The sequence below is a fragment of the Acinetobacter sp. ANC 4636 genome, assembly GCF_054454555.1.
On record NZ_JBTKVD010000002.1, the window covers coordinates 310,086 to 322,612 of the forward strand.

Annotated in this window: 10 protein-coding genes; all 10 read right to left on the bottom strand. The window is 50.5% G+C overall.

Annotation, left to right across the window (positions count from 1 at the left end; genetic code table 11):
* Position 1: 1 nt before the first annotated feature.
* Positions 2-769 carry a molybdate ABC transporter substrate-binding protein gene (gene modA, locus ACX1N5_RS03620; RefSeq protein ID WP_458799468.1) on the bottom strand — a complete coding sequence of 256 codons (768 nt, stop codon included), beginning with the start codon at positions 767-769 and terminating at the stop codon, positions 2-4.
* A 10-nt stretch (positions 770-779) separates the two neighbouring features.
* Positions 780-2,009, bottom strand: a complete 1,230-nt coding sequence (locus ACX1N5_RS03625; protein WP_458799466.1) for a molybdopterin molybdotransferase MoeA — start codon at positions 2,007-2,009, stop codon at positions 780-782.
* On the bottom strand, positions 2,006-2,929 hold the full coding sequence (gene moaCB / locus ACX1N5_RS03630; protein ID WP_458799464.1) for a bifunctional molybdenum cofactor biosynthesis protein MoaC/MoaB: 924 nt from the start codon (positions 2,927-2,929) through the stop codon (positions 2,006-2,008). Before moaCB ends, ACX1N5_RS03625 begins: the two co-directional genes overlap by 4 nt.
* Positions 2,930-2,959: 30 nt before the next feature.
* Positions 2,960-3,463, bottom strand: a complete 504-nt coding sequence (locus tag ACX1N5_RS03635; RefSeq protein WP_458799463.1) for a molybdenum cofactor biosynthesis protein MoaE — start codon at positions 3,461-3,463, stop codon at positions 2,960-2,962.
* A gap of 2 nt (positions 3,464-3,465) precedes the next feature.
* Positions 3,466-3,717 (bottom strand): MoaD/ThiS family protein, encoded by a 252-nt coding sequence (locus ACX1N5_RS03640; protein WP_458799461.1) that lies wholly within the window; start codon positions 3,715-3,717, stop codon positions 3,466-3,468.
* 1 nt (position 3,718) lies between these two features.
* Entirely contained in the window at positions 3,719-4,726 is a 1,008-nt protein-coding gene (gene moaA / locus ACX1N5_RS03645) for a GTP 3',8-cyclase MoaA (RefSeq protein WP_458799459.1), read from the bottom strand.
* A gap of 105 nt (positions 4,727-4,831) precedes the next feature.
* Entirely contained in the window at positions 4,832-5,446 is a 615-nt protein-coding gene (gene mobA / locus ACX1N5_RS03650) for a molybdenum cofactor guanylyltransferase (protein ID WP_458799457.1), read from the bottom strand.
* Positions 5,439-8,207, bottom strand: coding sequence for a molybdopterin-dependent oxidoreductase (locus ACX1N5_RS03655; protein WP_458799455.1), 2,769 nt, complete (start codon positions 8,205-8,207; stop codon positions 5,439-5,441). Before ACX1N5_RS03655 ends, mobA begins: the two co-directional genes overlap by 8 nt.
* A gap of 129 nt (positions 8,208-8,336) precedes the next feature.
* The gene (gene nirD, locus ACX1N5_RS03660) at positions 8,337-9,947 is read right to left on the bottom strand and encodes a nitrite reductase small subunit NirD (protein WP_458799453.1); all 1,611 of its coding nucleotides are present in this window, start codon (positions 9,945-9,947) and stop codon (positions 8,337-8,339) included.
* 11 nt (positions 9,948-9,958) lie between these two features.
* Positions 9,959-12,505 (bottom strand): nitrite reductase large subunit NirB, encoded by a 2,547-nt coding sequence (gene nirB / locus ACX1N5_RS03665; protein ID WP_458799848.1) that lies wholly within the window; start codon positions 12,503-12,505, stop codon positions 9,959-9,961.
* Between the last annotated feature and the right edge of the window lie 22 nt (positions 12,506-12,527).

A 12,527-nucleotide genomic window follows, 5' to 3' on the forward strand; every position in this document is an offset into this window, starting at 1 on the left:
ATTAGCGGTTTATGCTAAAACCATAATGCTTAAAAATAGCCAAGGCTTGTACACTGTGGCTCATAAAACGATAAAACTGCTGTGCTTCAGGATTTTGCTCACCAACTTTGGTCAGTGCCACAGGATAAATCACCGCATCATGCGAGTTATCAGGCAGTACCCCGATAATCTTGACTTTGTGGCTGACCAAGGCATCGGTTTTATAGACAATCCCGACATCACACTCGCCACGCTCGACAAAGGTCAGCGCAGCGCGTACATCATCTGTCCCGACAATCCGACCTTGCAGGCTGCTAAGCCAGTTGAGCTTGATCAGGCTTTGTTTGGCATATTTCCCGACAGGTACGGATTCCATTTGCCCTGTACATAACTTACCGCTAAAGGCTTGGGCAAAGGCAAAATGACTATTGGTCTGAACCTTGATATTCAGGTTTTTCGGGCTGATCAATACCACCTGATTGCGTAGCAATGGCTTGATGTATTGAGGGCTGACCTCCTGTTTTTGCAGCAAATAGCTCATCCAGTCCTGATCAGCAGAAAAGAAAATATCGCTCGATGCACCTGCCACGATTTGCTTGACCAGTGTTGAGGATGCCGCATACACAGGCACGACTTTAGTGCCCGGATGCTGCTGTTGATACAGCTTGGCAATCTCTGTCACGGCATTGGTCAGGCTGGCAGCAGCATAGACTTTTACCTCACCCGCATGTACCCATAGTGCAGTGAATGTTCCCACCATAAAAAGACTGAGTTGAGAAATCAAGCGCATGTCTATCACCCTAATCCAGATAAATGCCGTTGAGTAATGTGCCTGCACTCAGTACCGTATCGGCAGGAACTCGCAGCAAAAAATTACTCTCGAATAAGTTGCTGAGCATGTGCGACTGCTGTTTTTTCAGGGCAGTGACCTGTAATTGGCCTTGCTTAATCTGCGCTGACATTCTTAAAAAACGCTCGCGGCGATCAGGCTTGAGCTCATGTTGCAGCACTGCACTGATCCATGCGGGACTCACTGTTTGCCCGACTAAACCACGCAGCAAACTTGTGACATAGACTTGCAAGGCCACATACACCGCCGCAGGGTTGCCCGGTAATCCAAGCAAATAGCAAGTGTGTTCAGCCGATTGGGCACAGGCAAAAAACATCGGTTTGCCCGGTTTTTGTTTAACTTTCCAGAACACCTGCTGAAACCCCAAGTTCAGTGCTACAGGTCGCACAAAATCATAATCCCCGACCGACACACCGCCCGTGGTAATGATCAGATCACAACGGGATTGCACAGCCTGCAATAGCTCGGTCAGCGCAGTTTCCTGATCGGCAACCAAGAAAAATTCTGCGGCTAAACCGTGTTGCTGACACCATGCTTTGAGCATCGGGGTATTGGCATCGAAAATTTTGCCTTGCTGTAATTCATCGACATGGCTAGCGACTTCATCCCCCGTGACCACCACCGCAATTTTGGCTTGACGATAGACCAAAACCTGCTGCACACCCGTCATACACAGTGCCGCAATTGCACCAACACCCAGACGTTGTCCCTGAGTGGCAAGTACCTGTCCTGCCTGTACTTCTTCGCCTACATCGCGGATATCGGCATGTTCATTCAAGTCTTCGGTCAGTTTTATCTGTTGTTCCACGTGGAGCTGCACAATTTCCTGACGTGCCACCGTAGTTGTGCCTTCGGGAATCTTGCCACCTGTAAAAATCCGTACTGCTTGCCCTGCTTCAAGCTGTAGTTCGCTGACTTGCCCTGCACGGACTTCACCGATGACCTGAAAACATTGCCCTGCATCGATCGGATGCTGTGCAGCTGCCAATGCATAACCATCCACCGCGCTTTGCGAAAAAATTGGTAAGTCGACAGGTGCATACACATCCTCTGCCAAGACCCGTTGCAAGGCTTGCTCGACAGCGACAATCTCAGGCTCAAGTGGCTGAACGGTTTCGGCAATCAGGGTCAAAGCCTGATCAATCGAAATCAGCCCATGTTCTGCACCACAGCCACTCATTGATAGCCTCCCGCATGCGGAATATTTTTTTGTACATCAAACAGATGTACCAATGCAGGTAGAATTGCGGTCAGCGACTCGCTCGCGCCGCCACGACTGCCTGGTAGAGTAATCACCAGACTGTTGTCGATATAACCTGCCACGCCACGTGACAGGGCGGCATACGGGGTACGTTTTTGCCCAAAGCTACGCGCGGCTTCCATCAAGCCCGGAATTTCACGTTGCAATAACGGCTGCAAGGTTTCAATGGTCAAATCTTTCGGGCCTAAGCCTGTGCCACCGACTGTAACAATCAGTGGATAATGGTTTTTTTGTTGTTCGATGAGTGCCAGCAATGCCTCAGGGTCATCGGCAATCACCTGATAGGCAATCTCGCTAAAATTGGCGTCTTCAAGCATCTGCATGACGCTCTGCCCTGCGGTATCCGGCTTTTTACCTGCGGCAACCGTATCGGACAATACAATTACCGAGGCGTTTAAACTATGTTTGAGCTGTCGGACAAAATGCGATTTTCCGCCTTTTTTCTTGAGCAAACGGCACTGATCCATCTGCAAATCTTCAGGCTCACAGTGTGGTTTCAGCATGTCATACAAGGTCAGTGCCGCAAGACTGGCTGCGGTCAGCGCCTCCATTTCCACCCCAGTTGGCCCAATGGTTTCCACGGTTGCCACAATAGTCACCGCCGCTTCATGCAGTTCAAATTCAACATCGGCACGGTAAATCGGCAATGGATGACACAATGGAATCAGCTCATCGGTGCGCTTGGCGGCTAAAATTCCTGCAATACGTGCGGTTTTTAGCGCATCACCTTTTTCAGTATTGCCCTGTCGCAAGAGTTCAATACAATGCGGCGGCGCAGACAGCACCGCTTGGGCTTCTGCAATCCGGTAACTCTCGGCTTTCATGGCAACGTTTTTCATGACGATGTTTCTCAAATAGGAATAATTGGGTTAATGCTGGGAATGGGCGTGACTATGTGTATGTGCATGCGAATGATCTGAATGCCCATGCTCCTCGGCACTATAGTCTTTACGAATACAGCAGCCCGTCACGAACTGACTTGTGCCATCGCTATAAAATTCTTCTTTCCAGACAGGCACTTCATGCTTGACCCGCTCTACGGCTTCTTCACAGGCGGCAAATGCTTCACGGCGATGCTCGGCATAAGCCAGCGCAATAATCGCCGTGCCACCAATACCGAGTTTGCCAACCCGATGTACCACGCGCACATAGTGAACGGCATATTTGGCTTGCACTTCCTGTTCAATTTGCCGAATCATTTTTTCCGCTAAAGGCGCATAAGCGCTATAACACAGCGCATCAACCGCACGCCCTGCATGGTGATTGCGGACCACACCAATAAAACTGCCAATCCCGCCACACGCTGGAAAATCTGCAATCGGGGCAAAACAGTCGAGGCTTAAATCCTGATTCTGAATTCGGGCAAAATCCATATTTATCCTCCCGCCACAGGTGACAACAACACCAAGGTACAGCCTGTATTTAGCACATCCTGACGTGACACCAAACTGTCGCCAATGGCACAGGCACATTGCTGAATTGCGGTTTGTGCCTGCGGATGCTGCTGACCGAGTTGTTCAAGCACTGCTGCAATCTGTACAGGTGCATCAAACTCAAGCTGAACTTCGCTCGGCAGCCAGCGCGTCACTGCGCCAAAACCTTCAATCTGTACGGAAATTTTTTGCATGTTAGCCTCCTAGCATATGCATACTGATTTTTCGGGGGGCATGCGCTTGAGCATGAATGGCATGAAAACCTGATTTCTTGTGCCAAATATACGATCCGATGCGCTGCTGTAACTGCTCACGCGCCGTATCGGAATCATCTGCCAACGCCTCAATCTCAGACTTCAGCGCAATGCCTTGCGGTGCAAACAGACAGTTAAATAACTCGCCCTGAGCAGTCAGGCGGATACGGTCACATTGCCCACAAAAGGCGTGGCTAATGGTGGAAATAATTCCCACATCGTAGGTTTGGTCTAAACGGTAGATGCGTGCAGGTGAATGATCCTGTGGCAAAGCCTCAATCTGATAATGTGCTGCAAGCTGTTGCAAAATCTGCTGCTCGGTTACCACTTGCTGACGTTGCCACTGTGCATCGCCATCCAGTGGCATATATTCAATAAAACGTAACGGTAGTTGTTGCTGTTTGGCCCAAGCCACCAGCGGCAAGATTTGTGAATCGTTGATGCCCTGCATCAGCACGGTGTTGATCTTGATTGACAAGCCTGCCTGCTGTGCCGCAGCAACCCCCGCCAAAACAGGTTGCAGCTCGCGCTGGGTGAGTTGCTGAAAAAGCTGTGGGTCGAGACTGTCCAGACTGATATTCAGATCGTCCAGACCCGCCTGTTTGAGTGCTTGTGCATATTTGGGTAAATAGTGCCCATTACTGGTCATAGCAATGCGTTTTAAGCCCAGTGCGCGCAAGGATTGTAACTGTTCAATAAAATGCACCACGCCCTGACGCATCAGCGGTTCGCCGCCCGTAATGCGCAGACTGTCGATGCCACGCTTCACCATAAACTGGCAAAAAGCATACAAGTCTTCAAAACTGAGTAGGCTGTGTTTGTCCATCCATTCGGGATGCTCAGGCATGCAATACAGACACTTGAAATTGCAGCGATCAGTCACTGAAATTCTCAGTTTACGTTTTTGGCGACCAAACTGGTCAATCCACGAACTGGCAGGCTGCATCATGCACGGATCACTCCTAGCGTTTAAAAAAGGAAGATGGACAAATCAGGCAAAGCCCAACGCATCTTTTATGATCTGTATTGATGCAAGAAATATTCCAACATTGCACTAAATCAACACATTCAACTGTTTATATTGTTGTAATTCGTCGAATGAATTAATACTGTGAAAAATCAGTGCATGTTTGCGGAACTTCACCGCTTGCGCCTGCATCAATTTGAAGCATCTTTTCAGGCTCAATTCGCCTTGCTCAATCTGGGCGTTCAAAATTGGTAAACTGCTGCGTTTCAACAGACAAAATGGATACAGTGCCGCACCATTGATTTCCACATACGCTACCTCGGCTTCAGGGTGCTGCTGCAAACTTTGATGCAGTTTTCTAAGTACCGCTTTGGGCAGATAGGTCACATCGCAGGGCACAAACAGTACATAGTCTGCCGACACATGCCGCCATGCACTTTTCAGCCCCATAAGTGGCCCTAAAAAGCCCGATTTATCATCCTGAAAGCTGTGAATACTCGGCACCACATGCTGATAAATGCGATGGTCGCGGTTGCTGTTAATCCATTGCTGCTGTACCTTGCCACGAAAATGCTGCGAGATTTTTAACAGTTGAATCTGCTTGTCAAAACACTGCAACAGCTTGTTTAAGCCCTGCATACGACGGGCTTGTCCGCCCGCTAAAATCACCAGATCGGTCACGGGATAAGGGGCATCAGTCATGGGCAAGCTCCTGTTGGCAGGATTTAATTAAGCCACGAATTTCAGGCAGGCATGAACCACAATTGCCACCTGCTTTTAAGCAGGCAGTCACCTGTTTCTCATGGGTGATATTCTGGGTTTTGATCGCCTCAAGAATGCGGTTTTTACCGACTTTAAAACAGCTACACACCAGCGGCCCATCACTGTTGCCAGCATTCATCGGTGCTGCGGCCAGCAAGGCTTTACGGTGCGTGGCGCTCAAACGCTCACGTTTAAACAGGCTGGCAATCCATGCCCGATCGGGCAAAAAGGCTTTGTCGGCAATGTACAAACACGCCACAAGACGGTTGTCTTTGAGCACCACGATATGACATAAATGCTGGCTCTGGTCTTTGAGATCCAGCCATTCCAGACTGTCATCATCAAAAGCCAGTAATGCCTTGATGTTACTGGTAATGTCATTAAAACTTTGGCGTCCTGCCAGTTCATACTGGGCCGCATACGGCGTAGTGACCTTGTTCCACCAGCTCACTGACTGAATCGCCTCGCGCACCTGTGCGTGATATTCCTCACGAATAAAACACACGCCCTGCCAGCGACTATGAAATGGCTGCACCATGACCGGGGTATGTTTAAACTCAGGTTCACCCGAAATCGCATCCACCACAGGGTTGACCACCTTGCCAATCCGCGCATCGGAGGCAAATTGTTCTGTCCAGTGAATCGGTGCAAAAATCTGCCCACGGCGCACGCCTTGCGAGAACTGCGCCCGCAGCACGCACTTGCCCCAAGCTGAAAACACTTCCACCAGACCCTGCTCGGCAATCCCGTATTTCAGGGCATCTTGCGGGTGAATTTCACAAAAGGCTTCGGCACGGTGACTCGCCAATGCAGGCGCCAAGCCTGTACGGGTCATGGTGTGCCACTGATCACGAATCCGCCCTGTATTTAGAATCAGTGGATAATCACTGCTGGTCGGATGGACAGGAGCAACGGGTGCGGTTGCGACAAATTTGGCTTTACCCGATGCAAAGCTAAACTGCCCCTGTCCAAATAAGCGCTCGCGTGGTTGTGGCTGCTTCCACACTGGCCACTGCGTCGGTTGCAGTTGCTGATAATCTTCAGCGCTGAGTTCACTCAGCCCAGCCAAGTTAAAGTAGCGGAAGGTACTGCACTGCTCACGTCCTACCAAGTCACTGTTTTGGTAGGCAGAAAGCTGAGCATGTTCAAGGAAAATTTCATGTGAAGACTGAAAATCGAAGCCTGAAAAACCCATTTTCTGTGCCACTTCTGCCACTGCCCACCAGTCGGCTTTGCTTTGTGCAGGGGCAGGCAAAAACGCCCGCTGGCGTGAAATACGGCGCTCCGAGTTGGTGACCGTGCCATCTTTCTCACCCCAACCCAAAGCAGGCAATAAAATGTCGGCATATTGCGTGGTGTCAGTGTCTTGACAAATATCCGACACCACCACAAATTCGCATTTTTCCAGGGCGCGTTTGACCTGATCGGCATTTGGCAGACTGACCACAGGGTTGGTCGCCATAATCCACAGGGCTTTAATTTTGCCCTGCTCCACTGCTTCAAACAAATCCACGGCTTTTAAGCCTGCCTTGGTGGCAATTTTCGGGCTTTGCCAGAACTGTTGTACCAGTTGCTGATGCTCAGGTGCATCCAGATCTAGATGCGCCGCCAACATATTCGCTAGCCCGCCGACTTCACGTCCGCCCATGGCATTCGGCTGCCCTGTCATGGAAAATGGCGCTGCGCCTGTGCGCCCGATTTTCCCTGTCAGCAAATGACAGTTAATGATCGCATTGGCTTTGTTCACCCCTTGCGAGGACTGGTTCACACCCATGGAGAACAGGCTCATGACCTGTGAAGTTTGTGCAAATTTTTCAAAAAACAGCTGTAACTTATCCAGTTGGATGCCTGTGCGCTGCGCCAGTTCGGCTAAATCCGACTCGCCCTGACTGGCTGCTAAAGCCGCCTCAAGATTATCAGTATAGCGTTCGACAAAACTGTGGTCGGTATAACCATGTTGATGCAGATACTGCAATAAGCCATTAAACAGGCTGACATCTTGCCCCGGTAAAATCGGCAGGTGCAAATCTGCCTGCTCACAGGTCGCGGTAAAGCGCGGGTCGATCACCACCACAAACAGATCACGTTCGGCTTTGGCTTGCATGATGCGCTGATACAGCACAGGGTGACACCATGCGGTATTGGAGCCGACCAGCACCACCATTTTGGTCTGCTCAAAATCAACATAGCTGGCAGGTACAAGATCTTCGCCAAAACTGCGTTTGTGTGCTGCCACAGCAGAGGACATACACAGGCGCGAGTTGGTGTCGATATTGGCAGTGCCCAAGTAGCCTTTGACGAATTTGTTGACCACATAATAGTCTTCCGTCAAGAGTTGCCCTGAGACATAAAAGGCAACACTGTCCGCCCCGTACTGGTCGATACTGTCCTGAAAGCGCTCAGCAATCTGACTTAGGGCAGCATCCCAACTGCTACGGCGACGCGCAGCTTGACGTCCCTGCATCGGCTCAAGCACACGGGTCTGCAAGCCCAGTGTATCGGCCAAATGGCTGCCCTTGATGCACAGACGCCCAAAATTGGACGGATGCTGGGCATCCCCTCGCACCGCCACCTGTTGCCCGTGTGCAGTCTGAGTCACATCAACCTGCACCCCGCAGCCCACACCACAATACGGGCAGGTGCTAAAAGTGGTCTGGGTGTCACCGTGCTGAGGCTGTTCTACCATTGCAATGCTATTCATACCGTATTCCACGCCGCCAAATTTTCAACCTCTATAAGCTTCTTTCATCAACCCCTTTTATTTCTCCTCCCTATGGGAGAAAAATAAAGAGGGTGTAAATAACGATGAAAGAAGCTTTTGTTTTAACCATTAACCTGCTTGTTTTAATGCAAAATCTTTACCAAACAGCAGTTTGTTCCTGAACGGATGAATCGGTGTCTGATCTGCAATCAGCTCGGCATACCACATGCCGTCTTCAGTGTCGCCAAACAACACGGCACCCACGACCTTGTTGTCCTGAATGATGATGCGTTTATAAATCTGGCGTTTGTCATCGTGCAGCAGGATTTCTTCAAAAGCATCTTCAGGAGCAAAGTTGCCTGCCGAGAACACATCACAACCACTGACCTTGAGCTGGGTCGGTACGGGCTGCGCGGCAAAGGTCAGGCTGCCATGCTCTGCCAGATGTGAAGCGCAGATAAAGGCTTGCCCCCACAGTGGCTCCACCAGACCAAAGGTCTGCCCGCGATGCTCGATACATTCCCCGACCGCATAAATACTCGGATCCAAAGTCTGCATGGTGTCATTTACCAGCACACCACGGTTGCAGCGTAAGCCTGCCTGCTGTGCCAAGGCAATATTCGGGCGAATGCCCACGGCAAACACCACCAGATCAGCAGGAATAATCGTGCCGTCTTGCAGTTCGACTTGGGTAACTTGCCCCACATCATTACCCGCCAAACGCTGGGTAAAGGCTGAGGTGATCACCCGAATACCTTTGGCTTCAATGCTGGCTTTGAGCATGGCACTGGCACAGGCATCGAGCTGGCGATCCATAATATGCGTGGTTAAATGCAATACGGTCACGTTCATGCCACGGCGTTTTAAGCCATAGGCGGCTTCAAGCCCCAGCAGACCACCACCAATCACCACGGCATCACGTTGGCTTTGGCTGCATTCAATCATCTGGTTGACATCGTAAATGTCGCGGAAGGTTAAGACACCATCTAAATCGTTACCTTCCACAGGCGGAATAAACGGCTTCGAGCCTGTCGCCAAAATCAGGCGGTCATAAGCGACCACTTCACCTTTTTGTGTAGTGACGGTTTTATGGCTGCGGTCAATCTTGATGGCAGGATCATCGGCAATAAAACGGATATTTTTTTCGGCATACCATGCAGGCGTATGCAGCATGATGTCTTCGATTTTTTTCTCGCCCGACAACACAGGTGACAGCATGATGCGGTTATAGTTGCCCCACGGTTCTTCCCCGATCACGGTAATCTCGTAACGATCAGGCGCCATGTCCAGCAAATCTTCCAGACAACGCATGCCTGCCAGACCATTACCCACCAGCACCAAAGCCTGTTTCTCCTGCTGTTGCCCGTTACTGGTCAGATAGGTTTTCATCGGCTGGCTACACACCCAGACCCGACCATCTTCGACCTTGCTCGGATAGACCAGCAAATGCTGTTCGCTGTCTTCAAGGCAACGCCCTGTTGCCAGACTAAAGTGCTGTTTATAAATCGGGGATGCCACCACGCGTTCCCCCTGAATGTCGCCCAAAATCCCGCGCGGCATCACATTGGCCTGACTAAACGGATCGCGCGCACTCAAGGCATACACCCGCGCTTCGTCACCGACGCGAAATAACGCAATTGGCTGACTGGTAACCAGTGCCCCGATGCCTGTATTGGGGGTAATGTCGTCAAGGGCACAGATTTCAATCCAGTCCATCTCTTGCATTTGCTGATTGGTCATCTCTGCTCTCCTTAAACCTGTGCTTCAACCATCGCGATACGACCGTGTTCGCGTTCTGCGGCTTTCAATGGGCGAATCTGCCCACGCTCTGGGGTAAACTGAATGTGTGGGTCGCGTTGTTCATCGGCATTGATGAAGGTTTTGAAACGTTTACGCACACTTGGCTCTTCCACTGCCGTGCGCCATTCGTCCTGATAAGTCCCAATCACATGCGCCATGCGCTGTTCCAATTCTGCTGCCAAGCTGAGTGAATCGTCCACAATCACCGCTTTCAAATAATCCAGACCGCCTTCGAGGTTGTCACGCCATACGCTAGTGCGTTGCAAGCGGTCTGCGGTCTGGATGTAGAACATGAAGAAACGATCGATATAACGCACTAAAGTTTCGGTATCGAGATCGGCTGCCAGCAATTCGGCATGGCGAGGTTTCATGCCGCCATTGCCGCAGACATACAGATTCCAGCCTTTTTCAGTGGCAATCACACCGACATCTTTGCCTTGTGCTTCGGCACATTCACGGGTACAGCCCGACACTGCCATTTTCAGTTTGTGCGGCGAACGCAAGCCCTTGTAGCGATTTTCCAGTTGAATCGCCAAACCAACCGAGTCATCCACGCCATAACGGCACCATGTACTGCCGACACAGGATTTCACCGTGCGTAAAGACTTGCCATAAGCATGCCCAGATTCAAAACCTGCGGCGATGAGTTCTTCCCAGATCAACGGTAATTCATGCAACTGTGCCCCGAACATATCCACGCGCTGACCGCCCGTGATTTTGGTGTAGAGGTTATATTTTTTGGCAATCTGCCCGACAGCGATCAAACCATCTGGCGTCACTTCCCCGCCTGCCATCCGCGGCACAACCGAGTAAGAACCATCTTTCTGGATGTTGCCCAAGTAGTAGTCGTTGCTGTCTTGCAAGCCTGCATGACTTGGCTTGAGCACAAAGTCATTCCAGCAAGATGCTAAAATATTGGCCGTGGTTGGCTTACAAATATCACAGCCCAGACCTTGCCCGAACTGATGAATCAGGTCATCAAAGCTTTTGATTTCATGTACACGCACCAAGTGATACAACTCTTGGCGCGAGTAAGCGAAATGCTCACAAAGATGGTTGTTGACCGTGACGCCTTGGCGTTGTAATTCGGCTTTGAGCACCTGTGTGACCAGTGGCGCACAGCCACCACATGCCGTTGCGGCTTTGGTGCATTTTTTCAGTGCGCCGAGCGAAGTTGCACCATCACCAATGGCTTGGCACAGATCGGCTTTTGAGACATTGTTACACGAACAAATGGTGGCGGTGTCTGGCAGCAAATCTACCCCACTGCCACCTGTTTTGGCTGCCCCTTGGCTAAAGCCCGGCATGATCAGGCTTTCAGGCTGTTCAGGTAGTGGCAAAGCGTTGAGCATCATTTGTAGCAGTTCACTGTATTCGGTGGCATCGCCGACCAGCACCGCACCCAAAACCTTGCTTTTGGCTTGGTCAACCACCAGTTTTTTATAGACCAGTGCGTCTTCATCGGCATAGAAATAGCTAACTGCATTTGGGGTCATGGCATGGGCATCACCGACCGATGCCACATCGACACCCATCAGTTTCAGCTTGGTGCTCATGTCCGCACCCGCAAAGATCGGGGTGTCTTGTTGTTGCAGATGTTTGGCGGCAATACGTGCCATGTCATAGCCGGGTGCAACCAGACCAAAGACTTTGTTATTCCACAGTGCACATTCACCAATCGCGTAAATGTTTTCGTCCGAAGTTTGGCAGTAGTCGTTAATCACGATGCCGCCGCGCTCACCAACAGCCAAGTCGCTGCTGCGCGCCAGTTCATCGCGTGGGCGAATCCCTGCCGAGAACAACACGATGTCGGTCTCAAACTGTGAACCATCGGCAAATTTCATCACATGGAAAGCATGTTCACCATCTTCAATCGCTTGGGTGGCTTTTTGCGTATGCACTTGCACGCCCAGATTTTCGATTTTACGGCGCAGCACTTTGCCGCCTAAATCATCAATTTGTACTGCCATCAGACGTGGGGCAAACTCCACCACATGAGTTTGTAGGTTTAGGTCACGCAGCGCTTTGGCTGCTTCTAAACCAAGTAGACCACCACCAATCACCACTCCTGAAGTTGCATTCAGACTGGCTGCACGAATGGCATCTAGGTCTTCAATGGTGCGGTACACAAAACAGTTTTCGCGCTGATTGCCCGGAATCGGCGGGACAAAAGCGTACGATCCTGTGGCTAAAACCAGTTTGTCATAAGCAATGACTTGTCCTGTTGCCGTGGTCACAGTCTGGTGATGACGGTCTATGGCAATGGCTTTGGTATTCAGGTGTAAATCTATGCCATAAGCATCGGCAAAGTCGGCGCGGGCAAGAGATAAATCTTTGGCACTGCGTCCAGAAAAGTATTCGGTCAAATGTACGCGGTCGTAAGCTAAACGCGGTTCTTCGGCAATAATGGTGATTTCGAGGTCATCATTGTTATGTTCTAAGACACTTTCAATAAATTTGTGTCCAACCATTCCATGACCAATCATAACGAGTTTCATCATCGGCGTCCTTTAAAGTGAT

Coding starts and splice junctions, on each gene's coding strand:
- modA (WP_458799468.1), bottom strand. CDS start 769: ATGCGCTTGATTTCTCAACTCAGTCTTTTTATGGTGGGAACATTCACT.
- ACX1N5_RS03625 (WP_458799466.1), bottom strand. CDS start 2,009: ATGAGTGGCTGTGGTGCAGAACATGGGCTGATTTCGATTGATCAGGCT.
- moaCB (WP_458799464.1), bottom strand. CDS start 2,929: ATGAAAAACGTTGCCATGAAAGCCGAGAGTTACCGGATTGCAGAAGCC.
- ACX1N5_RS03635 (WP_458799463.1), bottom strand. CDS start 3,463: ATGGATTTTGCCCGAATTCAGAATCAGGATTTAAGCCTCGACTGTTTT.
- ACX1N5_RS03640 (WP_458799461.1), bottom strand. CDS start 3,717: ATGCAAAAAATTTCCGTACAGATTGAAGGTTTTGGCGCAGTGACGCGC.
- moaA (WP_458799459.1), bottom strand. CDS start 4,726: ATGATGCAGCCTGCCAGTTCGTGGATTGACCAGTTTGGTCGCCAAAAA.
- mobA (WP_458799457.1), bottom strand. CDS start 5,446: ATGACTGATGCCCCTTATCCCGTGACCGATCTGGTGATTTTAGCGGGC.
- ACX1N5_RS03655 (WP_458799455.1), bottom strand. CDS start 8,207: ATGAATAGCATTGCAATGGTAGAACAGCCTCAGCACGGTGACACCCAG.
- nirD (WP_458799453.1), bottom strand. CDS start 9,947: ATGACCAATCAGCAAATGCAAGAGATGGACTGGATTGAAATCTGTGCC.
- nirB (WP_458799848.1), bottom strand. CDS start 12,505: ATGAAACTCGTTATGATTGGTCATGGAATGGTTGGACACAAATTTATT.